General features: G+C 67.7%; 23 protein-coding genes. 11 read left to right on the top strand and 12 right to left on the bottom strand.

The features are described from left to right. Entirely contained in the window at positions 1 to 858 is an 858-nt protein-coding gene (locus AB0N61_RS00725) for an FAD:protein FMN transferase (protein ID WP_363361050.1), read from the top strand. Positions 859 to 885: 27 nt separating this feature from the next. Beyond that, the gene (locus AB0N61_RS00720) at positions 886 to 2,460 is read left to right on the top strand and encodes a flavodoxin reductase (RefSeq protein ID WP_363361049.1); all 1,575 of its coding nucleotides are present in this window, start codon (positions 886 to 888) and stop codon (positions 2,458 to 2,460) included. A gap of 208 nt (positions 2,461 to 2,668) precedes the next feature. Here the strand turns inward: AB0N61_RS00720 and AB0N61_RS00715 are convergent, their stop codons facing one another. After that, a complete protein-coding gene (locus AB0N61_RS00715; RefSeq protein ID WP_363361048.1) occupies positions 2,669 to 4,132 on the bottom strand; it encodes an ATP-binding protein in 1,464 nt (487 codons plus the stop codon). A gap of 26 nt (positions 4,133 to 4,158) precedes the next feature. Then, on the bottom strand, positions 4,159 to 4,887 hold the full coding sequence (locus AB0N61_RS00710) for a response regulator transcription factor (protein ID WP_056280043.1): 729 nt from the start codon (positions 4,885 to 4,887) through the stop codon (positions 4,159 to 4,161). 165 nt (positions 4,888 to 5,052) lie between these two features. Between AB0N61_RS00710 and AB0N61_RS00705 the strand changes: the two genes are divergently transcribed. Both AB0N61_RS00705 and AB0N61_RS00700 read left to right on the top strand, forming a co-directional pair. Next, positions 5,053 to 6,525, top strand: coding sequence for an FtsX-like permease family protein (locus AB0N61_RS00705; protein WP_363361046.1), 1,473 nt, complete (start codon positions 5,053 to 5,055; stop codon positions 6,523 to 6,525). 88 nt (positions 6,526 to 6,613) lie between these two features. Continuing rightward, positions 6,614 to 7,285 (top strand): ABC transporter ATP-binding protein, encoded by a 672-nt coding sequence (locus tag AB0N61_RS00700; protein ID WP_363362024.1) that lies wholly within the window; start codon positions 6,614 to 6,616, stop codon positions 7,283 to 7,285. Between the two features lie 71 nt (positions 7,286 to 7,356). Here the strand turns inward: AB0N61_RS00700 and gndA are convergent, their stop codons facing one another. Together gndA and AB0N61_RS00690 are read right to left on the bottom strand one after the other, a co-directional pair. Beyond that, complete coding sequence (gndA, locus tag AB0N61_RS00695) at positions 7,357 to 8,805, bottom strand: NADP-dependent phosphogluconate dehydrogenase (protein WP_167947802.1); 1,449 nt, start codon at positions 8,803 to 8,805, stop codon at positions 7,357 to 7,359. A 98-nt stretch (positions 8,806 to 8,903) separates the two neighbouring features. Then, complete coding sequence (locus AB0N61_RS00690; protein WP_363361044.1) at positions 8,904 to 9,029, bottom strand: hypothetical protein; 126 nt, start codon at positions 9,027 to 9,029, stop codon at positions 8,904 to 8,906. Between the two features lie 222 nt (positions 9,030 to 9,251). Between AB0N61_RS00690 and AB0N61_RS00685 the strand changes: the two genes are divergently transcribed. Further along, positions 9,252 to 9,875 (top strand): 50S ribosomal protein L25/general stress protein Ctc, encoded by a 624-nt coding sequence (locus tag AB0N61_RS00685; protein WP_363361043.1) that lies wholly within the window; start codon positions 9,252 to 9,254, stop codon positions 9,873 to 9,875. Positions 9,876 to 9,994: 119 nt separating this feature from the next. After that, a complete protein-coding gene (pth, locus tag AB0N61_RS00680) occupies positions 9,995 to 10,576 on the top strand; it encodes an aminoacyl-tRNA hydrolase (RefSeq protein WP_363361042.1) in 582 nt (193 codons plus the stop codon). A 36-nt stretch (positions 10,577 to 10,612) separates the two neighbouring features. Here the strand turns inward: pth and AB0N61_RS00675 are convergent, their stop codons facing one another. The 8 genes from AB0N61_RS00675 to sdhC form a co-directional block, all read right to left on the bottom strand. Beyond that, positions 10,613 to 11,383 carry a hypothetical protein gene (locus AB0N61_RS00675; protein WP_363361040.1) on the bottom strand — a complete coding sequence of 257 codons (771 nt, stop codon included), beginning with the start codon at positions 11,381 to 11,383 and terminating at the stop codon, positions 10,613 to 10,615. 24 nt (positions 11,384 to 11,407) lie between these two features. Beyond that, entirely contained in the window at positions 11,408 to 12,412 is a 1,005-nt protein-coding gene (gene trpS, locus AB0N61_RS00670; protein WP_363361038.1) for a tryptophan--tRNA ligase, read from the bottom strand. 68 nt (positions 12,413 to 12,480) lie between these two features. After that, on the bottom strand, positions 12,481 to 13,323 hold the full coding sequence (locus AB0N61_RS00665; RefSeq protein ID WP_167947798.1) for an exodeoxyribonuclease III: 843 nt from the start codon (positions 13,321 to 13,323) through the stop codon (positions 12,481 to 12,483). Positions 13,324 to 13,332: 9 nt separating this feature from the next. Continuing rightward, on the bottom strand, positions 13,333 to 14,535 hold the full coding sequence (locus AB0N61_RS00660; protein ID WP_363361035.1) for a YihY/virulence factor BrkB family protein: 1,203 nt from the start codon (positions 14,533 to 14,535) through the stop codon (positions 13,333 to 13,335). Between the two features lie 77 nt (positions 14,536 to 14,612). Beyond that, complete coding sequence (locus tag AB0N61_RS00655; protein ID WP_167947797.1) at positions 14,613 to 15,380, bottom strand: succinate dehydrogenase iron-sulfur subunit; 768 nt, start codon at positions 15,378 to 15,380, stop codon at positions 14,613 to 14,615. 2 nt (positions 15,381 to 15,382) lie between these two features. Continuing rightward, on the bottom strand, positions 15,383 to 17,209 hold the full coding sequence (gene sdhA / locus AB0N61_RS00650; protein WP_167947796.1) for a succinate dehydrogenase flavoprotein subunit: 1,827 nt from the start codon (positions 17,207 to 17,209) through the stop codon (positions 15,383 to 15,385). Positions 17,210 to 17,228: 19 nt separating this feature from the next. Continuing rightward, positions 17,229 to 17,672 (bottom strand): succinate dehydrogenase hydrophobic membrane anchor subunit, encoded by a 444-nt coding sequence (locus AB0N61_RS00645; RefSeq protein WP_363361033.1) that lies wholly within the window; start codon positions 17,670 to 17,672, stop codon positions 17,229 to 17,231. After that, the gene (gene sdhC / locus AB0N61_RS00640; RefSeq protein WP_072591539.1) at positions 17,672 to 18,106 is read right to left on the bottom strand and encodes a succinate dehydrogenase, cytochrome b556 subunit; all 435 of its coding nucleotides are present in this window, start codon (positions 18,104 to 18,106) and stop codon (positions 17,672 to 17,674) included. Before sdhC ends, AB0N61_RS00645 begins: the two co-directional genes overlap by 1 nt. A 179-nt stretch (positions 18,107 to 18,285) precedes the next feature. On the opposite strand from sdhC, the gene AB0N61_RS00635 reads away from it, so the two are divergent. From AB0N61_RS00635 to AB0N61_RS00615, 5 genes are all read left to right on the top strand, one after another. Further along, positions 18,286 to 19,401, top strand: a complete 1,116-nt coding sequence (locus tag AB0N61_RS00635) for a mannose-1-phosphate guanylyltransferase (RefSeq protein ID WP_167947794.1) — start codon at positions 18,286 to 18,288, stop codon at positions 19,399 to 19,401. 147 nt (positions 19,402 to 19,548) lie between these two features. Further along, positions 19,549 to 20,658, top strand: a complete 1,110-nt coding sequence (locus AB0N61_RS00630) for a BMP family ABC transporter substrate-binding protein (RefSeq protein WP_167947793.1) — start codon at positions 19,549 to 19,551, stop codon at positions 20,656 to 20,658. Between the two features lie 159 nt (positions 20,659 to 20,817). Beyond that, the gene (locus AB0N61_RS00625) at positions 20,818 to 22,332 is read left to right on the top strand and encodes an ABC transporter ATP-binding protein (protein ID WP_363361031.1); all 1,515 of its coding nucleotides are present in this window, start codon (positions 20,818 to 20,820) and stop codon (positions 22,330 to 22,332) included. Further along, positions 22,329 to 23,648 carry an ABC transporter permease gene (locus AB0N61_RS00620; RefSeq protein ID WP_363361029.1) on the top strand — a complete coding sequence of 440 codons (1,320 nt, stop codon included), beginning with the start codon at positions 22,329 to 22,331 and terminating at the stop codon, positions 23,646 to 23,648. The genes AB0N61_RS00625 and AB0N61_RS00620 overlap by 4 nt, the downstream gene beginning before the upstream one ends. Further along, positions 23,645 to 24,931: an ABC transporter permease gene (locus AB0N61_RS00615; RefSeq protein ID WP_363361028.1), complete on the top strand. Its 1,287-nt coding sequence runs from the start codon at positions 23,645 to 23,647 to the stop codon at positions 24,929 to 24,931. The genes AB0N61_RS00620 and AB0N61_RS00615 overlap by 4 nt, the downstream gene beginning before the upstream one ends. Positions 24,932 to 24,934: the final 3 nt, after the last annotated feature.

Raw genomic sequence — 24,934 nt, 5'->3', positions numbered from 1 at the left:
ATGGCGATCTGGCGCTTCGACGCGATCGGCACGGCCTGGGAGATCGAGACGTCGCACGAGCTCGGCGTGCACGACCGCGAGAGGGTCGGCGCCGAGATCGAGCGGTTCGACCGTGAGTGGTCACGGTTCCGCGAGGATTCCGCGGTCACGCGAGTCGGCCGGGACGGCGGGTCGATCTCGTCTCCTGATGCGGGAGCCATGCTCGACGGTTACCGTGAGCTGTCGCGAGCGACTCGCGGGGCCGTGAACCCTCTCGTCGCCGACAGCCTGTCCGCTCTCGGCTACGACTCGTCGTACTCGCTCGTGGCGCACGACCCCGTCGCCGCGCCCGAGGACTGGACCTCGTCGGTGACCTGGACGACCGAGGAGGCCACGGCATCCGTTCCCGCCCTCCTCGATGTCGGGGCACTCGGCAAGGGACGCCTCGTCGACCTCGTCGCGACGGCGCTCTCCGACGTTCCCGGGAACCTCGTGGTCGACGCCGGCGGCGATATGAAGGCCCGCGGCGATGCCGTGCGGGTGGGGCTCGAGCATCCGTACGATCCCACGAAGGCGATCGGCGTCATCGAACTGCAGGATGCCGCGCTCTGCGCCTCGGCGGTCAATCGTCGAGCGTGGGGGGACGGCCTGCACCACGTCCTGGACGCCCGCACCGGCGTGCCGGTGCGCACGTGGGCGGCCACCTGGGCGATCGCTCCTGAGGCGATGCGAGCGGATGCCGTCGCGACGGCGCTGTTCTTCGACGGCGGACCGGAACTCGCCGCATCATGGGGTGTCGAGTGGGTGCGGATGACGACCGACGGGCGCGCTGAGCGCTCGCCCGGCTGCCCCGCGCAGCTGTTCACGACCCGCCGATGAGGCGGCGGAGTAGGGAAGAGTAGACCTGTGATCACCTCCATCACCGCTCTGCGGCAGCGGGTCCTTGCGTTGCTGGGCGGCATCTCGATGTACCGACTGGTGCTGTTCGCTCTGCTGATGCTCGCGCTGATCGCCGTGGTGCTCTCGTCACTCGGCGTGATCGTCTCGCCCACACCGATCGAGATCCTCGTCTCTTTCGTCGTGCTCGCGGCCGTCATCTCTCTGGTGGATGCCGCGGCGCAGCGCATCCTGCGTCTGCCATGGCGGATCGAGTCGTCGCTCGTCACGGCGCTGATCCTGCTGTTCGTGCTCCGCCCCGGCATCGAGCCGAATGCCCTGCTCGGCCTCGCCATCGCCGGAGCCCTCGCGAGCCTCTCCAAGTACCTGATCGCGTGGCGAGGTCGGCACATCCTCAACCCCGCGGCATTCGGCGCCGCTGTCGTGTCGATCCTCGGGTCCTTCGGAGCCTTCGAATGGCTGGGGACCTCGTCGTCCTGGTGGGTCGGCACCCCCTCGCTCTTCATCCCGGTGCTGATCCTCGGACTCGCCGTGCTGTGGCGCACCGAGAAGGTGCGAATCGTCGCCGTGTTCCTGCTCGTCGCGATCGCGGTCTCGGTGCTCCGGCAGGCCGTTCAGGCGCAGGAGTTCGCGATCGGGTTCGACGCCGGCAGTGCGCTCTCGTTCGCGATCCTGCAGTCGCCGTTCCTGTTCCTCGGGGCGTTCATGCTGTCGGAGCCGCTGACTCTGCCGCCGCGCCGGTGGCAGCAGTTCTCGGTGGCGGCTCTCGTCGGCGTGCTCGCCGGATGGCCGATCGCGATCGGGGGGCTCTTCACCCTCGGGCAGGAGCGCGCGCTGCTCATCGGCAACCTGCTCGCCTTCGCCTTCGCGCTGCGCGGGGCGGTGCGGCTCGTGCTCGAGAAGCGGCAGTTCATCACACCGACCGCCCAGGAGCTGACGTTCCGTGCGAAGGGCACGCTGAAGTTCCTACCGGGGCAGTATCTCGAACTGGACGTGCCGCACGCCCGGCCGGATGCACGAGGCACCCGCCGCGAATTCAGCATCGTCTCGGCGCCTGCGGACCTCCCCACCCTCCGGATCGCCTACAAGGACGGCGATCAGAAGCATCCGTCGAGCTACAAGCGAGCACTCGCGGCGGCCGAGCCGGGTTCTGCGCTCGCGGTGACCGGAACGTGGGGCGACTTCCTGCTCCCTCGTGCCGAGACGCCGGTGCTGATGGTGGCCGCCGGGATCGGCGTCACGCCGTTCGTGTCGCAGCTGCGGCAGCTGATGCTGACGGAGCAGCAGCGCGACGTGGTGCTCGTCTACGTGGCATCGGACAGCTCCGAGCTCGCTTTCCGTGACGAGCTGGCCGCGACGGGTGCACGCGTGGTCGTGTTCACGCGGGACGAGCCCGCCGACCTTCCCGCGCGGTGGACCTGGGCGCAGGGCGCGCGCCTCGATGCCGCGGCTCTCGAGCAATATGTTCCGGACATCGGGGAGCGCCATTCCTACATCTCGGGCCCGCCGCGGCTGATCGCGGATCTTGCTCCCGCTCTGCAGAAGGCGCGCTCGCTCACAACCGACGCCTTCGCCGGATACTGAGCCGGTCGAGTCCGGGGCATCCGCAGTCGAGGCCGGGGGATCGTTCTCCTCCTCGGATCCTCGTCGAGTCGTCTGCAGGGCCGGAGCACGTTCGGCGGACGAATCCGCTGGTGTCGTCCTGCATCCGTGCCGCGGTCCTGCAGACGTGCCGGGGTCCTGCAGACGCGCACGCGGTCGGTCCCGGCAGAACACGCTGCGGGCCTGAGACTCAGGGTGTCGGGGTGATCGGGAGTCGCACGGTGAAGGTCGTGTCACCGGGTTCGCTGGAGACGGTGATGTGGCCGCCGTGGCCCTCGACGATGGCCTTCGCGATCGCCAGTCCGAGCCCCGTGCCGCCGGTCTGGCGTGCGCGCGAGCTGTCGCCGCGTGCGAAGCGTGCGAAGAGCTCGTCACGCACTCCCGGGTCGATGCCCGGCCCGTTGTCGTGCACCCGCAGCACGGCCTCATCGCCCTCCCGCGCAACGCTCAGGGTGATCGAGGTGCCCGCAGGGGTATGCGTCCGAGCGTTCGCGAGCAGGTTCGCCACGACCTGGTGCATGCGACCGGCATCGCCGACGATCACGATGGGCTCGTCCGGAGCCTCGATGTTCCAGTGGTGGTCGGCCGCGGTGGGGCGCGCGTCGGAGAGTCCCTCGAGCGCGAGCTGAGTCAGGTCCACAGTGCCGTAGACCAGCTCGCGTCCCTCATCGAGACGGGCGAGCAGCAGCAGATCCTCGACCAGGCGGGTCATGCGCAGGGACTGGGCCTGGATGCGCTCGAGCGACGTGGTGGTGCTCTCGACGGCCGCCTCCCCGCCCTGCTGCTTCAGCGCACGCAGCGAGAGCTCGGAGTAGCCGCGGATCGACGACAGAGGAGTGCGCAGCTCATGGCTCGCGTCGGCGACGAACCGTCGCATCCGCTCCTCGTTCTTCTGTCGGGAGGCGAGAGACGCGTTGACATGGTCGAGGAGGGTATTCAGCGACGCTCCCACCAGCCCGGTCTCTGTGCGCGGATCGGCCTCGACAGCGGGCACGCGCTCGGTGATCTGCACCTCGCCCCGGTCGAGTGGCTGATTCGCCACCCGCGTGGCCGTCGCGGCGACCGCCCTGAGCGGTCTGAGACCGACACGGATGGTGATGGCCGTGGTGAGGGCGAGCAGGATGAGCCCGCCGATCGTCGCGAGAGCGATCACGGTGAGCAGCGTCGTCAGCTGATTCTGGATCTCGGTGCGGGGGAGACCCGTCACGACATTGACGCCATTGGGAGCCTGCTGGACGACGACCAGGTAGGAGCCGAAGTCGTCCAGATTCACCGTCCCCACACGTCGTCCGTCGAGCGCTGCATCGATCCGCTCCAGATCGGCACTCGTCAGCGGCTGCGACACTCCGCTCAGCTCGCCCTTGGTATCGGGGAACACGATTCCGTTCGTGCCCCCCGCAGTGCTGGAGACAGCCATGAGGATGCCGGGCGGAACGCGCGAGCCCTGCCCCTCGAAGATCGAGTCGATGTCGGCGTACTGCGCCGGCACGCTGCCGACCGCCTGGGCGACCCCTGCCGAGTAGCCCATGACCTTCTCCTGGAGCTGCTGCTCCAGTGTCCCTCCGAGCAGTGCACTGGTGATCACGGCGACGATCACGAGGATGAGCGAGACGAAGCCGATCACGGCGGTCATCAGCCGGGTCTGCAGGCTCATCGGGCGCCTGGTCATCCTCGTGTTGCTCACTGCGGCGCCTTGATCATGTATCCGACGCCGCGCACGGTGTGCAGGAGGGGGGTGCGCCCGGCGTCGATCTTCTTGCGGAGATACGAGATGTACAGCTCCACGACCGACGACTTTCCGCCGAAGTCATAGCTCCAGACGCGATCGAGGATCTGAGCCTTCGAGAGCACGCGGCGCTCGTTGCGCATGAGGTATCGCAGCAACTCGAACTCGGTCGCGGTCAGCTCGATCTCGGTGCCGTCGCGCATGACCTCGTGGCTGTCCTCGTTGAGGGTGAGATCCGCGACGCGGAGGATCGACTGGCCGTCGTCGGCGGTCGCATGCCCCGTGCGACGGATGATCGCACGCAGGCGGGCGATCACCTCTTCGAGGCTGAACGGCTTCGTGACGTAGTCGTCGCCACCGGCGGTGAGGCCCGCGACGCGGTCTCCGACGGCATCCTTCGCGGTCAGGAACAGCACGGGGACGAGGCTGCCCGACTCGCGGAGCCGTCGCAGCACGGCCATGCCGTCGAGGTCGGGCATCATGATGTCGAGCACGAGAGCGTCGGGCTCGAACTCGCGCGCGACCTGCAGGGCTTCGAGGCCGGACGACGCCGTGCGCACCTCCCAGCCCTCCATCCGCAGCGCCATCGCGAGCAGGTCGGTGAGCATCTGCTCGTCGTCGACGGCGAGGATGCGCAGGGGTGAGCCGTCGGGGCGGCGCAGTTCGGGAAGGTCGGTGCTCATGAGTACATTCTGCGGAATCACCTATGGGGTTTCTATGGAGTGCTCTATGCGTCTCCTGTGAGAACCGTCACACATAGCCTTCTCATCATCGGTCCCTCGGTCTCGCAAAAGTCCGGTCCCTAGCGTCATCATCGGCCCCGCGAACGGCGCGGCAGAAGGAGACACATGTACGGGACATATCTGCGGCGCGAACTGGCGGGCCGCAAGAAGCAGACGATGATCGTCGCGATCGGGCTCGCGATAGCGATCGCGCTCGTCATCATCGTGAACGCTCTCACCGCGGGAGTTCGGGATGCGCAGGCGCAGGCGTTGGAATCGGTGTACGGCGTCGGCACCGACCTCACCGTCACCGGTGCTGCGGCGGAGCCGGGGGAGGGTGGTGGGCAGCGCTTCGACTTCGGCTCGGAAGACGGTGCGACCGAGGGTGACACGACGACCCTGAGCCAGTCGACACTCATGACGGACTTCGTGCGCGGAACCCTCGACGCGTCCGTGCTCGACACGGTGGCGTCAACGGAGGGCGTGACGGCGGCATCCGCGGCTCTCAGCCTCACCAACTCGACGTTCTCGGGCGAGCTGCCCAGCGGCGGCTTCGGGGGTCAGGACGGAACGACCGAGGGTGGTGCTCCGACCGAGGGTCAGGCACCTCCACAGGGCGGCGCGGACGGCGCCGGCGGCGGCTCGTTCGGCGTCGATTCCTTCACGGTGCTGGGCATCGATCCGGCCATGGCATCGGTGGGTCCGCTCGCGTCGGTCGAGGTCAGTGACGGACGTGCGCTCGACAGCGACGACGCAGGCGCGCTCGTCGCTCTCATCGACGCGACCTACGCGAGCACGAATGAGATCTCCGTCGGAGACACGATCGATGTCGCGGGCTCCGACGTCGAGGTCGTCGGAATCGTGGCATCCACCTCGGACGCCGCAGACACCGCAGCCAACGTCTACCTGCCGCTCGACACCGCCCAGGAGCTCTCGGGCGCCGGCGACGTCGTCTCCACCGTGTACGTGCAGGCCGAATCGGCCTCCTCGATCGACGCGGTGCAGAGCGCGCTCGCGGACGAGCTCCCCGACGCGACGATCACGTCGCAGTCCGAGCTCGCCTCGACGGTCTCCGGCTCGCTCTCGAGCGCGACGTCGCTGATCACGAACCTCGGCACGTGGCTCTCCGTCATCGTGCTGGCGGTCGCCGTGCTGCTGTCGGTGCTGCTGACCCTCTCGGGCGTCTCTCGTCGCACACGCGAGTTCGGCACGCTCAAGGCGATCGGCTGGTCGAACGGCCGCGTCGTGCGTCAGGTCGCCGGAGAGTCGATGGTCCAGGGACTGATCGGCGGAGCGGTGGGGCTCGCGCTCGGGGTCGCCGGCATCGTCGTCATCAATCTCGTGAAGCCGACCGTGGCCGCGACCGCGGCGAACGGCGCCGATGCGGGCCCCGGCGGAATGGGCGGAGGGCCGGGCGGTGGCGGTGGCATGTTCCAGACCCAGCAGGCGGCTGACATCGTGCTGCAGGCTCCGTTCACCCCATGGGTGCTCGTCGCCGCTGTCGGACTCGCCGTGCTCGGCGGCCTGGTCGCCGGAGCCTTCGGAGGGTGGCGGGCCGCGCGCCTGAGCCCGGCCGAAGCCCTGCGGTCCGTCGCGTGACCCTCAGCAGACATCACAGACAAGGAAGAGAATCATGACCATCGCAGATATCGCCCCCGCGGAGGGTGGAGCAGACACCACTGCTCCGATGTACCGAGCCCGCGACGTCACTCGCACCTACCAGCAGAAGGGGCGGCTGGTGAAGGCGCTGACCGGCGTGAACCTCACGATCGGGGCCGGCGAGTTCGTCACGATCCAGGGGCCCACCGGAGGCGGCAAATCGACACTGCTGCAGATGCTCGGCGCGCTCGACAAGCCGTCGTCCGGGTCGCTGATGCTCGGGGACATCGAACTGTCGTCGGCATCCGCCCGCGAGCTGAGTCGCATCCGCGCCGAGGAGATCGGCTTCGTCTTCCAGGGCTTCAACCTCATCCCGACGCTGACGGCCGCTGAGAACGTGAACATGGCCCTCGAGCCGACGGATCTCTCTCGCGCGGAACGTGCGGCGCGCGTCTCCGAGGCTCTCGCGCACGTCGGCCTCGACGATCGCGGGGACCACCTGCCGACCGAGCTCTCGGGCGGTCAGCAGCAGCGCGTGGCGATCGCTCGGGCGATCGTGAAACGCCCCCGGGTGCTGCTCGCCGACGAGCCGACGGGAAACCTCGACGAGAGCATGCGAGACGAGATCCTCGCGCTGCTCGAAGGGCTGTGTGCCGAGGGCCTCACGATGATCGTCGTCACGCACGACTCGGCGGTCGCTCGCCGGGCGACCAGGCGGCTGCGTCTCTCGAAGGGCACGGTGCAGGACATCACGAGATGACGAGTGGTCGGTGAGACACGACGAAGGCCCCGGCGAACCCGCCGGGGCCTTCGTCGTGCGTGGGACTGCGCTCAGTGCGTGTCTTCGGCCTCGATCTCGGTGCGGTCGCCCGACCACTGCGTGTGGAAGGTGCCTTCCTTGTCGATGCGCTTGTAGGTGTGCGCGCCGAAGAAGTCGCGCTGGCCCTGCACCAAAGCGGCAGGAAGGCGGTCGGCACGGATGCCGTCGTAGTACGACAGCGACGACGAGAACGCCGGAGCGGGGATGCCGGCCTGGGCCGCCGCAATCACGACACGTCGCCATGCGGACTGTGCGCGCGTGATCGCCTCGGTGAAGTACGGGGCCGTCAGGAGCACGGGAAGGCCCGGCTCTGCGGCGTAGGCGTCGGCGATGCGGTTGAGGAACTGCGCGCGGATGATGCAGCCACCGCGCCAGATCTTGCTGATCGCTCCGAGGTCGATGTTCCAGCCGTACTCGGCTGCTCCCGCCCGGATCTCGTCGAAGCCCTGCGAGTAGGCGACGATCTTCGACGCGTACAGCGCCAGGCGCACGTCTTCGATGAACGCCGTCTCGTCGGCGACGGTGAACGCCTCGTCGGGGCCGGGCAGGGAGCCCGCGACCTCGCGCTGCTCGGGGTGCGACGAGAGCGAACGGGCGAACGTGGCCTCAGCGATGCCCGAGACCGGGACGCCGAGCGAGAGCGCAGTCTGCACGGTCCACGCGCCGGTGCCCTTCGCGCCGGCCTGGTCGAGGATGACGTCGACGAGGGGCTTGCCGGTCTCGGCATCCACCTGGCGCAGCACCTCGGCGGTGATCTCGATCAGGTAGGACTCGAGCTCACCCTTGTTCCACTCGGCGAAGATCTCGGCGATCTCGGCGGGGGACTTGCCTGTCCCGCGGCGGATCAGGTCGTAGGCCTCGGCGATGAGCTGCATGTCGGCGTACTCGATGCCGTTGTGGACCATCTTCACGAAGTGACCGGCACCGTCGTGGCCGACGTGCGTGACACACGGCTCGCCCTCGGCGACCGCGGCGATCGACTTCAGGATCGGGCCGAGGGTGACCCACGACTCGTCCGAGCCGCCGGGCATGATCGACGGGCCCGTGAGCGCGCCCTCTTCGCCACCCGAGATGCCCGCGCCGACGAAGTTGATGCCGGTCTCGCGGACGGCCTTCTCGCGGCGGATGGTGTCGGGGAAGTAGGCGTTGCCGCCGTCGACGATGATGTCGCCCGGCTCGAAGACCTCGACCAGCGAGTCGATCACCGCATCCGTCGGGCCGCCGGCCTTGACCATGATGATCGCGGTGCGCGGCTTCTGCAGCGAGTCGGCGAACTCCTGGTAGGTCTGGGCGGGGACGAACTCCGCCTCGGGGTGCTCGGAGACGAGCGTCGCGGTCTTCTCGTAGCTGCGGTTGAAGATCGCCACCGTGTTGCCCTCGCGGCTGGCGAGGTTGCGGGCGAGGTTCGAACCCATGACGGCGAGTCCGACGACTCCGATGTTCGCTGATGCTTCGGGCACAGATGGCTCCTAGATCGAGAAGAGGGGGATGCTCCCAGATTATCGCGGCGTCCGGGGTGGTGCTCCCGTGTGACGGGTGGTGACGGACGCGACGGGGGTCAGTCCTTGCGGTATCCCGACCGGCCGAGGGCGAAGAGCGCCGCGAAGCTGAGGCCGGCCGCGCACACGGTCATCGCGCCGATGATCCAGGCGATCGCGTGGGAGAAGAAGGCGCCGTCGAGCATGAGGGAACTCCGTGTTCTGCAGTGAGGGATCGGTGTTCTCAGCCTACCGGCTCATCCGGTACCATGAGAGGAGTACCTCGGCGAGGGATGCTTCTGCGCGTGCGCTGGCATCCGTTATCGACGCGGCGAAGCAAGCCGGTGGCTTTCCTCACGTGTCTGCGTTCGAGAACAATTCCAAGACCACCGCGTAGCTGTCGCTGCGTGCCCCGAAGGAGAACCCCCATGTCTGAAGACACCAAGGTCGTCGCCGAGCTCCGCGAGAGCTTCGGCAAGGGCTTCGCCCGTCGTCTGCGCGCCGCAGGCAAGATCCCCGCCGTCATCTACGGTCACGGCACCGAGCCCGTGCATGTCGCGCTGCCCGGCCACCAGGTCTCGCTCATCATCCGCCGCGCCAACGCGCTGCTCGAGCTCGACATCGACGGCAAGGAGCAGCTCGCCCTGGTCAAGGACGTCCAGAAGGACCCCGTGCACCAGATCATCGAGCACATCGACCTGCTCGTCGTCCGCAAGGGCGAGAAGGTCACCATCGACGTTCCCCTCGTCGTGACGGGCGAGCCCTTCGCCGGCACGATCGCGAACCTCGAGTCGACCACGCTGTCGATCGAGGCCGAGGCCACGCACATCCCGCAGAACATCGAGGTCTCGGTCGAGGGCCTCGAGGAGGGCGCGCACATCACGGCCGCCGACGTCGCGCTGCCCAAGGGCTCGACGCTGCTGACGGATCCCGAGACCCTCGTCGTCGCCGTCTCCGTTCCGGTTCTCGACCTCGAAGAGGACACCACCGCCGAGGAGCCCGCTGAGGGCGAGACCGAGGCCGAGGCTGCGAAGGAAGACGCCGCGGAGTGATCTCCGCAGTCGCAGCGCACAGCTGACTGCATCACAGAGGGGGCGCGAGCAGATCGCGCCCCCTCTGTCGTATTCTGACCGGGCACCGAGCGGGGCCCGCATTCCGAGAGGACGACCACATGGCATCCACCTGGCTCGTGGTGGGGCTCGGCAACCCCGGCCCGCGCTACGCGGATACGCGCCACAACATCGGCCAGATGGTCGTCGACGAACTCGCCTCGCGCCGCGGCGAGAGCTTCCGTGAGCACAAGGGCGGAGCGCGTGTCGTCGAGACGTGGCTGCGTCCCGGGGGCGACAAGTTCGTGCTCGCCAAGCCGAACACCTTCATGAACGTCTCCGGCACTCCGGTGGCGGCGCTCGTGAGGTTCTACTCCGTGCCGCCGGAGCAGGTCATCGTCGTCCACGATGAGCTCGACATCCCGTTCGACACCGTCAAGCTCAAGATCGGCGGTGGCCATGGCGGGCACAACGGCGTCCGAGACATCGCGCGTGCCCTGACGACACCGGAGTTCCCGCGGGTTCGGGTCGGCATCGGTCGCCCTCCAGGGCGTCAGAACCCCGCAGACTGGGTGCTCTCGCCATTCGGCAAGGACGAGCGCGCCAACTTGCCGATCCTCGTATCGGATGCGGCGGACGCGGTCGAGCTGCTCGTCGAGGACGGACTGCTCGCCGCGCAGCAGAAGCACCACGCTCCACGGTGAACCACCGGGCGGTTCACCCGTCGCGAGTGTCGGATGTCAGGGAAGCACGCCGGTCGCGGTTCCCGTCGACAGCGTCACCAGCAGCACGACCCAGAAGATGATCGGGCCGAGCGCCGCGATCACGAGTGCGGCGATGGCCGCGCCGCGCGCCTGCTTCTTGCGGATGGCGATGATGCCGATGACGATGGCCGCGATGCCGAGGATCGTCCCGATCCAGAACGAGATCTCCGCCCACAGCACCTGGTCTCTCGCGGGCGAGAGGACCGACAGGAAGTCCGGTGAGGTCGTGTCGAAACCGTCCGGAAGGCGACGACCGATCTCGAACCCCGAGATGCCCGCGATGATCGGCGTCACTACGGCCGCCACGACGGCCAGCACCAGGGCCAGGATGCCGAGAAGCCCGGACTTCTTCTCGGCGATCACCGGGGCCTGGTATGCACCGGCAGGCGCCGCGTAGCCTCCGACCGGAACCTGGTAGGCACCGGGAGGGGCCGCCTGGAAAGCCGGAGCGTCGGGGTACGCGTGAGGAGCGCCCTGGTACCCCGGCGGAGTCGTCGGGTACGCGGGAGGAGTGCCCTGGTATGCCGGGGGAGCGGTCGGGTACGCGGGAGGAGCGCCCTGGTAAGCCGGGGGTGCCGGGGGTGCCGAAGCGTATGCCGGAGGCGCGGTCTGAGCTGACGCAGGCGGAGCCGTCGGTGGCGCGGGGTAGGCGGCGGGCGGCGGGAACTGCGGCTGCTCGTCGGCCGGCCGGGGCACGGGAGGTACAGGAGGCACGGCACCGGACGGGGGCTGCTGCGGATCAGTCACGCCCCCATCCTATGGCTGGCGACGTCAGACGCGACGAAGCAGTCCGACCCGGTCGTAGACGGCTCCGAGTGTGGCATCGGCGACGGCATCCGCTCGCGAGGCATTCTGCGCGAGGATCCGATCGAGTTCCGCGGGGTCGTCGAGAAGCTCGAGAGCGCGAGCCCGCACCGGTTCGAACTCGCTCACGACGACCTCGGCGAGCCCCTTCTTGAAGTCCCCGTAGCCACGGCCGGCGTACTCGTCCTCGATCGCGGGCACCTGACGCCCCGAGAGCGCCGCGTAGATGGTCAGCAGGTTCGAGACCCCGGGCTTGTTCTCTCGGTCGAAACGGACTGAGCCTTCGTTGTCCGTGACCGCGCGCATGATCTTCTTCGCCGACTTCGCGGGGTCGTCGAGCATCCACAGCACACCGGCGTCGCTCTCCGCCGACTTGGACATCTTCGATGTCGGGTTCTGCAGGTCGTAGATGCGCGCCGTGTCCTTCTGGATCACGGGGCGGGGCACCACGAACGTCTCTCCGAAACGAGAGTTGAAGCGCTCGGCGAGGTCGCGGGTCAGTTCGACGTGCTGCTTCTGGTCGTCGCCGACAGGCACGACGTCCGTCTGGTACAGCAGGATGTCGGCTGCCATCAGCACCGGGTAGGTGAACAGGCCGACGCTCGTGGCGTCGGTGCCGTAGCGGGCCGACTTGTCCTTGAACTGCGTCATGCGGCCGGCTTCGCCGAAGCCGGTGATGGTCGACAGGATCCAGGCGAGCTCCGCATGTGCGCGCACGTGAGACTGCACGTAGAGCGTCGACAGCGAGGGCTCGATGCCCGCGGCGATGTACTGAGCGGCAGTTCGGCGGGTCTTCTCGCGCAGCTCGGCAGGGTCCTGCGCGACGGTCAGCGCATGCAGGTCGACCACGGAGAAGTACGCATCGTACGAGCTCTGGAGGTCCCGCCACTGCAGGAGCGCCCCGATGTAGTTTCCGATCTGAAGCGAATCGGCGGAGGGCTGCATTCCTGAGTAAAGGCGAGGTTTGGTCACGGTGTCAATCCTAAGCGGCACCGGTCGCCTCTGATCGCGCGGGCCGCCCGCGGTCGCCCGTCTGTCGCTCAGTAGGTGTAGTCGACGACGACCGGAGCGTGGTCGCTCCAGCGCTGGTCGTATGCCGCCGCGCGGGCGACGTGATAGGCCGTGACCTTCTCAGCGAGAGCGGGAGTCGCCAGGTGGTAGTCGATACGCCACCCGGAATCATTGTCGAAGGCCTGCCCGCGCATCGACCACCAGGTGTAGGGCCCCTCGACCTCGCCATGGAACACGCGGCCCACATCCACCCACCCGAGGCCCGTGCCGGTCGATCCGTCGACTCCCTCGACGGGCTGCCCCGCCGCCCCGAGGAATCTGTCGAAGTACGCGCGCTCGCGAGGCAGGAAACCGGCCTTCTTGCGGTTGCCGCGCCAGTTCTTGATGTCGAGTTCACGGTGGCCGACGTTGAGGTCGCCGGTGACGAGCGCGAGCGACCCCTCGGTCTGACCGAGCTCAGCCAGCCGCACGCCGAACGCGTCGAGGAACTTCCACTTCTCGTCCTGCTTCGGAGTGTCGGCCTCGCCGCTGTGCACATAGGCGCTGACGACAGTCAGCGGGCGGTCGCCGATGAGGAAGTCCGCCTCGATCCAGCGCCCCTTCGAGTCGAAGTCGGGGGCACCGAAGTCGGTGCGCGACGCGAGAGCGGGCAGACGGCTGGCGATGGCCACGCCGGCGCGGCCCTTGGCTGTGGCCTCGTCGTGAACGAAGGTCCATCCGGGCAATGCCGCCTCGAGATGCTCGTCCTGGCCGCGGACCTCCTGCAGCGTGAGGATGTCGACGTCTGCGGCGTCGAGCCAGGAGCTCATGCCGTTGCGAGCCGCCGCTCGGATCCCGTTGACATTGACCGTGGCGATACGCAGATGAGGCATGCTTCCACCCTAACGAGGGTCGCCGACATCGCGGTTTCGCTGCAGCTCGGCCAGCAGTCGCTGAGCGAACGGCGAGCCGGTGTCGACGGGAGGGGGAGCGGATGCCTCCAGCTCTGCCAGTTCCCGCTCGGCGGTGCGCACAGCCCTGCGGGTGCCCCACATGTCGTACCACGGTGCGCTGTCGCTGGCCGCATGCGCCTCGCGCACGCGGATGCGTGCCGCCATGAGCAGAGTCTCGTGTTCGACGACCCGGCGCTCGGCCTCGGACTGAGCCAGCAGTGGCAGATCCCGATCCTGCGCGGCGACGGCGATCCACGACGATGCCACGAGCATCACCACCCCGTTCACCCGGAACCAGAGCAGCAGGCCGATGAAGATCGCGAACGTGGCGAGCAGCGGGTTGGAGGGCGTGTAGCTCAGGAGGAATCCCGCACCGTATTGCAGCACCGTCATCGCCGCTCCGCCGAGAAGGGCGCCGGGCCAGATGGTCCGCCAGCGCAGTGATGTGCCGGTGAGGAATCGCACCATCGCCGCCAGGGCGGAGGACATCAGGACGAACGACACGATGACGGTGCCGAGGCGGATGCCGAGGTTCAGTCCGTCCGACCCCGAGTCCCACCCCAACAGGTGCAGCAGCCACATGAGCACGGCGGCGCTGGCCGAGCTGAGGAGCGAGCCCGCGATGAGAGAGATGCCGAAGATCAGCGCGGCCAGCAGGTCGCGCGCCTTCAGGATCACATAGCTGCGCGTGTCGGGGGGAAGCCCGAAGATGTCCCTCGTGGCCCTGCGTGAGAAGGTCACCCAGCCGATCGCCGTCCAGATGACCGTTCCCAGGGCGATGAGGCCGGTGACTCCGAGAAGTCCCGTCGTGCTTGCGGCGATCTCCTGAACCTGAGCGGGAGTGAACACCCCGCCCTCCTCGAGGATCAGATTGGGCACGTAGCTGTTGATGATGTCGATCAGACCGTCGACCGCCTCCGGGCTGCCGCCGAGCCAGAGGCCGATGATCGCGAAGGCGAGGTACACCGCGGCGAAGATGGCGAAGAGCGCCTGGTAGCTCACGCCCGCTGCGAGCAGGAAACCGTTGTGTTGCAGGAAATGGCGCCAGACGCGCACGGGGAAGAGTCCCAGGGTCCGCGTCGTCAGCGCGGTCGCTCGCTCCACGGCCGCATCCAGGCGACGGGGCTCTGCTGAGGCATCGGGCTCGGACACGATCTCACCCTATCCAAGCGACGAGAACGGGCGAACATCCCGGAGGATGCTCGCCCGTTCTCATCGCTGCTGAGGAGTCAGGGACGGCCGCGCAGGACCGCCTGCTTGACCTCGGCGATCGCCTTGGTGACCTCGATGCCGCGAGGGCACGCCTCGGAGCAGTTGAAGGTCGTGCGGCAGCGCCAGACGCCCTCCTTGTCGTTGAGGATGTCGAGACGGACCGCCGCGTTGTCGTCGCGGGAATCGAAGATGAAGCGGTGCGCGTTCACGATCGCTGCCGGTCCGAAGTACTGCCCGTCGGTCCAGAAGACGGGGCACGACGAGGTGCACGCGGCGCAGAGGATGCACTTGGTGGTGTCGTCGAAGATCTCGCGATCCGCGATGCTCTGAACGCGCTCCTTGCCCTTCTCGGGCACGGAGTTGGCGACGAGGAAAGGCTGCACCTCGCGGTAGGAGGCGAAGAACGGCTCCATGTCGACCACCAGGTCCTTCTCGAGCGGCAGGCCCTTGATCGCCTCGACGTAGATCGGCTTCGAGATGTCGAGGTCCTTGATCAGCGTCTTGCAGGCGAGGCGGTTGCGGCCGTTGATGCGCATGGCGTCGGATCCGCAGATGCCGTGGGCGCACGACCGGCGGAAGGTGAGCGAGCCGTCGACCTCCCACTTGATCTTGTGCAGAGCGTCGAGCACGCGGTCGGTGGAGTACAGCTCCACGTCGTAGTCGACCCAGTGCGGCTCGGCGTCGATCTCGGGGTCGAACCGACGGATGTTGAACGTGACGATGAACGACTGGATGCCCGTCTCCTCCGTCGTGTCCGCGGGAGCTTCGGCGATGGCGTTCGACATGCTCAGTACTTCCTCTCCATCGGCGGGTAGTTCAACTCGCCCTGCTCGTTCTTCGTGAAGACGACCGGCTTCCAGTCGAGCTTGATGTGATCGCTCGGAGTGGACGAGTGCGGGTCGCCCGTCAGGTAGGCCATCGTGTGCTGCATGTACTTCTCGTCGTCACGCGTGGGGAAGTCGTCGCGCATGTGACCGCCACGGCTCTCCTCGCGGTTCTGCGCGGCGTAGACGACGACCTCGGCGATGTCGAGGAGGAAGCCCAGTTCGACCGCCTCGAGCAGGTCGGTGTTGAACCGCTTGCCCTTGTCGTCGACGTGCACGTTCTTGTAGCGCTCGCGCAGCTCGGCGATCACCCCGAGGACGTGCTCGAGGGAGTCGTGAGTGCGGAAGACCTGAGCGCCCTTGTCCATCTCGTCCTGCAGCGTCTTGCGCAGGACGGCGATGCGCTCGGTGCCCTGGTTGTTGCGCAGGTCCTCGAGCATGCCGGAGACGAAGCCGGCGGGGTTCTCGGGCAGCGGCACGAACTCGGCGGTCTTGACGTACTCCACGGCGTTGCGTCCGGCGCGCTTGCCGAACACGTTGATGTCGAGAAGCGAGTTGGTGCCCAGACGGTTGGCACCGTGCACCGAGACGCACGCGCACTCGCCTGCCGCGTAGAGACCCGGCACCACGGTGGTGTTGTCGGCAAGCACCTCCGCCGCGTTGTTCGTCGGGATGCCCCCCATCGCGTAGTGCGCGGTCGGCATCACGGGCACGGGCTCGACGACCGGATCGACGCCGAGGTAGGTGCGGGCGAACTCGGTGATGTCGGGCAGCTTGGTCTCGAGGACCTCTGCGCCGAGGTGGGTGCAGTCGAGCAGCACGTAGTCCTTGTGCGGACCGGCGCCGCGGCCCTCGGCGACCTCCTGGACCATGCAGCGGGCGACGATGTCACGAGGCGCGAGGTCCTTGATGGTCGGCGCGTAGCGCTCCATGAAGCGCTCGCCCGAGGCGTTGCGCAGGATCGCTCCTTCGCCTCGGGCACCCTCGGTGAGGAGGATGCCGAGGCCGGCGAGTCCTGTCGGGTGGAACTGGAAGAACTCGAGGTCCTCGAGGGGGAGTCCCTTGCGCCAGACGATGCCGACTCCATCACCCGTGAGGGTGTGGGCGTTGGAGGTCGTCTTGAAGATCTTGCCGAAGCCGCCGGTCGCGAAGATCACGGCCTTGGCCTGGAACACGTGCAGTTCGCCCGTCGAGAGGTCGTAGGCGACGACACCCGAGATCTGGGTCTTGCCGTCGGCATCCGCGACCGTCAGCAGGTCGAGCACGTAGAACTCGTTGAAGAAGTTGATGCCGAGCTTGACGCAGTTCTGGAAGAGCGTCTGCAGGATCATGTGGCCGGTGCGGTCGGCGGCGTAGCAGGCCCGTCGCACCGGGGTCTTGCCATGCTCGGCGGTGTGGCCGCCGAATCGACGCTGATCGATCTTGCCCTCGGGCGTGCGGTTGAAAGGGAGACCCATGTTCTCGAGGTCGATGACCGCGTCGATCGCCTCCTTGGCGAGGATCTCCGCCGCATCCTGATCGACCAGGTAGTCGCCGCCCTTGACCGTGTCGAAGGTGTGCCACTCCCAGCTGTCCTCCTCGACGTTGGCCAGTGCCGCAGCCATGCCGCCCTGCGCCGCACCGGTGTGCGAGCGAGTGGGGTAGAGCTTGGAGATGACCGCGGTCTTCGCGCCGGAACCGGCCTCGATGGCCGCTCGCATGCCGGCGCCGCCGGCGCCCACGATGACGATGTCGAACTGGTGGTAATGCACGCCGTCGCGCACGACGGAATCCTGGGTCTCGGTAGTCACTTCTCGTATGCCTTCTCTTCTACTTGCCCAGCGTCTGGCACTGTTCCCACAGCGTGCTCGACTCGGTCACACCGAGGCACGGGTCGAAGGTGAAGACGACCAGGGTGCCGAGGATGATGAGCAGGGCCGCAGCCAGGCCGAGGGCCCAGGTCAGCGCCTTGCGAGCGGTGTTGTTCGTCACGTAGTCGTTGACGATCGTGCGCATGCCGTTGGCGCCGTGGATCAGGGCCAGCCACAGCATCAGGACGTCCCACCACTGCCAGAACGGCGTGGCGAACTTGCCCGCGATGAACGCGAAGTCGAGGGCGTGGATGCCCTCGCCGACCATCAGGTTGATGAAGAGGTGGCCGAAGATCAGCACGACGAGCACGACGCCCGAGGCGCGCATGAACACCCAGCCCCACTTCTCGAGGTTGAATCCGCGCTGACGGCGGACGGGCGCGGCGACGGTCTGCGCGGTCATCAGTGTCCTCCTCCGAAGCCGGCGAACGCGAGCATCAGGTGCCGCGGTACGAAGCCGGCCATGATGATGCCCCAGACGAGAAGCACGCCCCAGAACAGCTGACGCTGGTACTTCGCGCCCTTCGACCAGAAGTCGACCGCGATGATGCGCAGGCCGTTCATCGCGTGGAACACGATGCCGGCGACCAGCACGACCTCGCCGAGGGCCATGATCGGGTTCTTGTAGGTTCCGATGACCGCGTTGTAGGCCTCGGGCGACACCCTGATGAGTGCAGTGTCGAGCACGTGCACCAACAGGAAGAAGAAGATGGCGACTCCGGTGATGCGGTGAAGCACCCACGACCACATGCCTTCGCGACCCCGGTAGAGGGTGCCGCGCGGTGTCTTGGAAGTGGTTTCCGAAATCGACGGTGTCAAGCGAGCGCTTGTGGACACGGTCGTCCTCCCTGGATCGATGTGACTCGGTCGCGTGCGATGCGTCTTCCAAGCGTGAGCCTGCTGTCGTCAGGCACGGCCGATCGGACACCATCCTATTCCCGTGCGACGGGTGCGGGCGACGAAGGGGAGCCTAAGTGTCTCGATGTCGAGAGGTCCCATCGGGATACGCTGACCGTGTGAACCAACCGATCGAGGACTTCTACGCCGTGATCCCCGCCGGCGGCATCGGCAGCAGGCTGTGGCCGCTCTCTCGGGCCGACGCCCCGAAATTCCTGCATGATCTGACCGGTTCGGGGCACTCGCTGCTGCGGGACACCTGGGACCGGCTCGAGCCTCTCGCGGGCGCCGGCCGCATCGCTGTCGTCACGGGACGGGCACACCGCGCGGCAGTCGAAGCCGAGCTGCCCGGAATACCGGATCTGAATGTGTTCCTGGAGTCGGAGCCGCGGGAGTCGGCTGCCGCGATCGGGCTCGCCGCGGCGATCCTGCACCGCCGTGATCCCGATGTCATCATCGGATCATTCAGTGCCGACCATGTGATCCGCGGCACGAGGGTCTTCGAATTCGCCGTGCGCGATGCCGTCGAGGTCGCGCGCGAGGGATACATCTGCACGATCGGCATCTCGCCCACCGAGCCCGCCGTCGGGTTCGGCTACATCAAGAAGGGGCCGGAGCTGGTGGTCGACGGTGCTCGCGAGGCGGCCCTCGTCGAGAGCTTCGTCGAGAAGCCGGATCTCGCCACGGCGCAGGCGTACATCGCCGATCGGGGCTACCTCTGGAACGCCGGCATGTTCATCGCCAAGGCGAGTGTTCTCCTGGAGGAGCTCGCGGCGAACGAGCCTGCGCTGCACGCGGGCCTGGTCGAGCTCGCCGAGGCGTGGGACGACCGCGATCGCAGAGGACCTGCGGTCGACCGCATCTGGCCCGGACTGAAGAAGATCGCGATCGACTACGCGGTCGCAGAGCCGGCAGCACGTCGCGGACGTCTCGCCGTCGTGCCCGGACACTTCGACTGGGACGACGTCGGGGACTTCGCCTCGCTCACCAAGCTCATCACGAACGGCCGCAAGAACGACCTCGCGGTGCTGGGTCCGAACGCCCGGGTCCTGTCCGACGCCGCGAGCGGCATCCTGGTCAGCCAGACCTCGCGGGTGATCAGCCTGGTGGGCGTGCAGGACATCGTCGTCGTCGACACCCCCGATGCGCTGCTCGTGACGACGGTGCAGCACGCGCAGCGCGTCAAGGGCGTCGTCGAGTCGCTCAAGCTCACCGGACGAGGCGACGTGCTCTGATGAGCACAGGTCGCCGCTCATCGGCTGTCTTGGTTTCAGGTTTGTAACCATTCGTCAGAGCCTCGCCCTCGCACGTGCACAAAAGTCGAAACACTAGGTAACTTTGAGCGATCCGCGAGGGCCGCGGCACCGTTCAGGAGGCATGAGTTGACCATCTCCACCACCAAGAAGCTGCTCGGCGCGACCATCGCCGCTGGCGTCGTCTTCGCACTCGCCGGCTGCGGCCAGGCGCCGGCCGAATCGGGCGGCACCGGCGGCGAGGCTGAGTCCGACTTCCTTCCCTGCCTCGTCTCTGACGCGGGCGGCTGGAACGACAAGTCGTTCAACCAGTCGGCCAAGGAGGGCATGGACCGCGCAGCGGACACGCTCGGCGTCAAGCCCCTCGAGTTCGAGTCCGCGAACGACAACGACTACGCGCCCAACCTCGAGACCGCTGTCTCGGAGGGCTGCTCGCTCATCGTCTCGGTCGGCTTCAAGCTCTCGGCCGCCACGGTCGAGTCGGCGCTCGCGAACCCCGAGATCGACTACGCGATCATCGACGACTACGCCGACAACGACTTCGACGGCACCACCGACGCCCCGAACATCAAGCCGCTCGTCTTCGACACCGCTCAGGCCGCGTACCTCGGTGGTTACGCCGCAGCCGGATGGTCGGCTCAGTCGGGCGTGAACAAGGTCGGCACGTTCGGTGGAATGCAGATCCCGTCGGTCGCCGTGTTCATGGACGGCTTCCAGCTCGGCGTCGAGAAGTACAACGAGGACAAGTCCGGCTCGGTCGAGGTCTTCGGCTGGGACACCGCCACGCAGAAGGGCTCGTTCACCGGCGGCTTCGACGCCAACGACACGGCCAAGCAGACCGCGCAGGGCGTGCTCGACCAGGGCGTCGACGTGATCCTGCCCGTCGGCGGACCGATCTACCAGAGCGCTGCGGCGGCCATCGCCGACAGCGGCAAGGACACGCTGCTCGTCGGCGTCGACAGCGACCTCGCCGTCGCCGATGAGAGCGTGGCGGACGTCACCCTCTTCTCGATCATGAAGGCCATCGACGTCGCGGTCGAGGATGCGACGATCGCCGCCTCCGAGGGCGACTTCGACCCGGCTCCCTACGTCGGCACGCTCGAGAACGAGGGCGTGAAGCTCTCGGGCTTCGGTGCGTTCGAGGGCGACCTGCCCGACGGACTGCTCGACGAGATCTCCGCTCTGCAGGAGCAGATCATCGCCGGCGACATCACGGTGGAGTCCCCGAACTCCCCGTAAGTCATCGAGTTCCAGCGCGGGGCGAGTGGTGCACGTGGCCACTCGCCCCGCGCCGTGGACGGACCATGACGACTTTCACGGCGCACCCGGGCGATCCCCGCGAGATGCGCCCGGAATCTTCAGACTCTTCTGGATGACTCTTCTGGATAAGGTGCAGATATGAAGCTCGAACTTCGCGGCATCACCAAGCGGTTCGGAACCCTGGTGGCCAACGACCACATCGACCTGGTCGTCGAGCCGGGGCAGATCCATGCGCTGCTCGGCGAGAACGGTGCAGGCAAGTCCACTCTGATGAACGTCCTGTACGGGCTCTATCAGGCGGACGAGGGCGAGATCCTCCTGGACGACGTCGTCCAGCGGTTCCGCGGCCCGGGAGACGCGATGAACGCCGGCATCGGCATGGTGCACCAGCACTTCATGCTCGTCCCCGTGTTCACCGTGGCCGAGAACGTCATGCTCGGTCATGAGCAGACCAAGGGGCTGGGCACCCTCGACATCACGAAGGCGCGTGAACACGTCCGCGCCGTCGCCGCCCGCTTCGGCTTCGACATCGACCCTGACGCGATCGTCGGAGACCTTCCCGTCGGAGTGCAGCAGCGGGTCGAGATCATCAAGGCGCTCTCGCGCGACGCGAAGGTCCTGGTCTTCGATGAGCCCACAGCCGTGCTCACGCCCCAGGAGACCGACGAGCTGATGGGCATCATGCGCCAGCTGCGCGACGAGGGCACCGCCATCGTCTTCATCACCCACAAGCTGCGTGAGGTCCGCGAGGTCGCCGACACCATCACGATCGTCCGCCTGGGCCGGATCGTCGGGGAGGCGTCGCCCACAGCGACGAACGCCGAGCTGGCGTCTCTCATGGTCGGACGCGCCGTCGAGCTGACCGTGCGCAAGGATCCGCCGCGGCTCGGGGACGGCGGCCTCGAGGTCTCGGGGCTGCGCGTGCTCACCGCGGCGGGCGCGATCGTGGTCGACGGGGTCGACTTCTCCGTGCGACCCGGCGAGGTGCTCGCCGTCGCCGGGGTGCAGGGCAACGGGCAGACCGAGCTGGTCGAGGCCATCGTCGGCCTCGCGGCGAGGGTCGAAGGATCGATCACCCTCGGAGGCGAGGAGCTGGTCGGCAAGAGCGTGCGGGGGATCCTCGACGCCGGCGTCGGCTTCGTTCCGGAAGACCGCACCGAGGACGGGCTCGTGGCCGGATTCTCCGTCGCGGAGAACCTGATCCTCGATCGCACCGGCGACGCCGACTTCAGCCGCGGCGGAACCATCCGCCGAGGCGCGCTCGACGACTTCGCCCGCGCTCGGATCAGCGAGTACGACATCCGGACCCAGGGGCCGCACACTCCGGCGGGCGCGCTCTCGGGTGGAAACCAGCAGAAGGTCGTGATCGCCCGCGAGATGAGCCGTGAGCTCAAGCTCCTCGTGGCGGCGCAGCCGACCCGAGGAGTCGACGTCGGCTCCATCGAGTTCATCCACAAGCGGATCATCGAGACCAGGGACGCGGGCATCCCCGTGGTCGTGGTCTCGACCGAGCTCGACGAAGTCGCAGCTCTCGCCGACCGCATCGCGGTCATGTACAGAGGCACGATCGTCGGGATCGTTCCCGGCGACACCCCGCGCGAGACGCTGGGACTGATGATGGCGGGCGCCGCCGAGGGAGGGGTGGCCGCATGAGCGGTATCACGCCACAGGGGAGTGGACCGACGGGCGACGTCTCGGGCGACCAGCTCTCGCCGAACACGACCACGACGGCGCGTGACACGGGCGACGTTCCCCCGCCCCCGCGCGGCAACGTGATCCTGAAGGAGATGCTCCGTGGCAGCGCCGTCACGACGATCCTCGCGATCTTCCTCGCGCTGGTGGTCGGCGGCATCCTGATCGCCTTCACGAACGAGGACGTGCTCGAGGCCTCGGTCTACTTCTTCCAGCGGCCCAGCGACACCTTCATCGCCATCTGGAATGCCGTGTACAACGGCTACGAGGCACTCTTCCGCGGAGCGATCTTCAACGCGCGCGGCGCGGACTTCGCCGCGCAGATCCGTCCGTTGACCAACACCCTGGGCTTCGCAGCCCCCCTGATCGCGGCCGGCCTCGGTGTCGCCCTCGCGTTCCGCGTCGGCCTCTTCAACATCGGTGCGCGCGGTCAGATGCTCATCGGTGTCGCCGCTGCCGGACTCCTCACCTTCCAGCTCGACCTGCCGTTCTGGCTGCACATCCCCGTGACCCTGATCGCCGGCATCGCCGGTGGTGCGCTCTGGGGCGCGATCGCCGGTCTGCTGAAGGCGAAGACGGGCGCCCACGAGGTCATCCTCACGATCATGCTCAACTACGTGGCGTACTACCTGCTGCTGTGGATGATCCGCACTCCCGGGCTGCTGCAGAAGCCGGGGACGAACCAGGCGCTCGGCTATGCGACGCCCGAGAGCGCGCAGTTCCCCTCGCTCCTCGGCCCGCAGTTCCCTCTGCTCGACCTCGGATTCGTGATCGTCATCGTCGCGACCCTGTTCGTCTGGTGGTTGATCGAGCGCTCCTCGCTCGGCATGCGGATGCGCGCCGTGGGCGAGAACCCGCACGCCGCACGCGCGGCCGGCATCAGCGTGCAGCGCGTCTACGTGTACGCGATGCTCCTCGCCGGTGGTCTCGCCGGTCTCGCCGGCATGAACCAGGTGCAGGGCGCCGTCACGACCGGCATCACCGAGACGATCGACGCCGGCATCGGCTTCGACGCCATCACGGTCGCGCTGCTCGGACGCAGTCGCGCCTGGGGCACGTTCGCGGCCGGCATCCTGTTCGGTGCCCTGAAGGCGGGCTCGTTCTCGATGCAGGCTCAGGACATCCCGGTCGACATCGTGCTCGTCGTGCAGTCGCTCGTCGTGCTGTTCATCGCCGCACCGCCCCTGCTGCGCACGGTGTTCTTCCTTCCCAAGACCGACGCGGAGAAGGCGGCCAAAGCCAGAGCCAAGGCCGCGAAGAAGGCGGTGACCGCATGACCTCCCTCGTCCAGAGCGAAGCCGCCGACGGAACCGTGCAGCTCGCCACCGTGCGCGAGCGGCACCTGAAGGCACCGATCGTCCTGTCCGCAGCCACCGTGCTGCTGGCGCTCCTGTTCCTGCTCGTGCCGCGCAGCGGCACCAGCACCTTCCGACTCAACGACCCGTCATCCCCGTTCGCACTGCCTGATGTGGCGCTGCCGACCGGACCGACCAGCTGGGTCGTCATCGTGATCCTGGCGCTGCTGTCTGGGCTCGCGTTCCTTCGCGCGTGGTCGTATCGCAAGCCGTCGATCTGGCTCGTGATCGCGTTCAGCGTGCTCGCCGTCTTCGGCTTCCTCGTGTGGGCCGGTGCGGGCGGACTCGTTCCCGTCAGCAGCCTGCTCTTCGGCGCCGTCTCGCTCTCGGTGCCTCTGGTGTTCGGCGCACTCGGCGGCGTGATCGGCGAGCGGGCCGGTGTGGTCAACGTCGCGATCGAAGGACAGCTCCTTCTCGGGGCGTTCTCGGCCGCGCTGCTCTCGAGCGTCACGGGCAGCCCGTTCATCGGACTCCTGGGCGCCATGGTGGGCGGCGTGCTCGTCGCCGCGGTTCTGGCCGCCTTCGCGATCAAGTACCTCGTCGAGCAGGTCATCGTCGGAGTCGTGCTCAACGTCCTCGTCAGCGGCCTCACCGGGTTCCTCTACGGCGCCCTGCTCGCGCCGAACGAGGCCGCGCTCAACACCCCCGTGCGATTCAGCCGCATCGAGATCCCGCTCCTGAGCGACATCCCGATCATCGGTCCGGTGCTGTTCAACCAGACGTTCATCGTCTATCTGATGTTCATCACCGTCGCGATCGTCGCTTGGGGCCTTTACCGCACGAAGTGGGGACTCCGCGTCCGCGCCGTCGGCGAGCACCCGCAGGCCGCCGACACGGTCGGGATCAAGGTCAATGCGACCCGGTTCTGGAACGTGCTGCTCGCGGGTGCGATCGCCGGAATCGGCGGGGCGTACTTCACGCTGGTCTCGGTTCCGCAGTTCGGCAAGGACATGACCGCCGGTCTCGGCTTCATCGCCCTGGCCGCCGTCATCTTCGGTCGGTGGGATCCGATCCGGGCCACACTCGCAGCACTGCTGTTCGGCTTCGCCACGAACCTGCAGAACCTGCTGTCGATCCTCAAGACGCCCATCCCCGGCGAGTTCATGCTGATGCTCCCGTACGTGGTCACGCTGCTCGCGGTCGCCGGGTTCGCCGGCCAGATCCGTGGTCCGGCAGCCAGCGGCAGGCCGTACATCAAGTCCTAGGAG

This window comes from Microbacterium sp. NPDC089320 (assembly GCF_040684875.1).
Lineage (GTDB): Bacteria > Actinomycetota > Actinomycetes > Actinomycetales > Microbacteriaceae > Microbacterium.
This window is presented reverse-complemented; position numbering and strand designations above follow the sequence as displayed.

What these genes read in the sequence shown, in the direction of transcription:
- AB0N61_RS00725 (WP_363361050.1), top strand. Translation starts at nt 1, where the DNA reads ATGGCGATCTGGCGCTTCGACGCGATCGGCACGGCCTGGGAGATCGAG.
- AB0N61_RS00715 (WP_363361048.1), bottom strand. Translation starts at nt 4,132, where the DNA reads ATGAGCCTGCAGACCCGGCTGATGACCGCCGTGATCGGCTTCGTCTCG.
- AB0N61_RS00710 (WP_056280043.1), bottom strand. Translation starts at nt 4,887, where the DNA reads ATGAGCACCGACCTTCCCGAACTGCGCCGCCCCGACGGCTCACCCCTG.
- AB0N61_RS00705 (WP_363361046.1), top strand. Translation starts at nt 5,053, where the DNA reads ATGTACGGGACATATCTGCGGCGCGAACTGGCGGGCCGCAAGAAGCAG.
- AB0N61_RS00700 (WP_363362024.1), top strand. Translation starts at nt 6,614, where the DNA reads ATGTACCGAGCCCGCGACGTCACTCGCACCTACCAGCAGAAGGGGCGG.
- AB0N61_RS00690 (WP_363361044.1), bottom strand. Translation starts at nt 9,029, where the DNA reads ATGCTCGACGGCGCCTTCTTCTCCCACGCGATCGCCTGGATCATCGGC.
- AB0N61_RS00685 (WP_363361043.1), top strand. Translation starts at nt 9,252, where the DNA reads ATGTCTGAAGACACCAAGGTCGTCGCCGAGCTCCGCGAGAGCTTCGGC.
- pth (WP_363361042.1), top strand. Translation starts at nt 9,995, where the DNA reads ATGGCATCCACCTGGCTCGTGGTGGGGCTCGGCAACCCCGGCCCGCGC.
- AB0N61_RS00665 (WP_167947798.1), bottom strand. Translation starts at nt 13,323, where the DNA reads ATGCCTCATCTGCGTATCGCCACGGTCAATGTCAACGGGATCCGAGCG.
- AB0N61_RS00655 (WP_167947797.1), bottom strand. Translation starts at nt 15,380, where the DNA reads ATGTCGAACGCCATCGCCGAAGCTCCCGCGGACACGACGGAGGAGACG.
- AB0N61_RS00645 (WP_363361033.1), bottom strand. Translation starts at nt 17,672, where the DNA reads ATGACCGCGCAGACCGTCGCCGCGCCCGTCCGCCGTCAGCGCGGATTC.
- AB0N61_RS00625 (WP_363361031.1), top strand. Translation starts at nt 20,818, where the DNA reads ATGAAGCTCGAACTTCGCGGCATCACCAAGCGGTTCGGAACCCTGGTG.
- AB0N61_RS00620 (WP_363361029.1), top strand. Translation starts at nt 22,329, where the DNA reads ATGAGCGGTATCACGCCACAGGGGAGTGGACCGACGGGCGACGTCTCG.
- AB0N61_RS00615 (WP_363361028.1), top strand. Translation starts at nt 23,645, where the DNA reads ATGACCTCCCTCGTCCAGAGCGAAGCCGCCGACGGAACCGTGCAGCTC.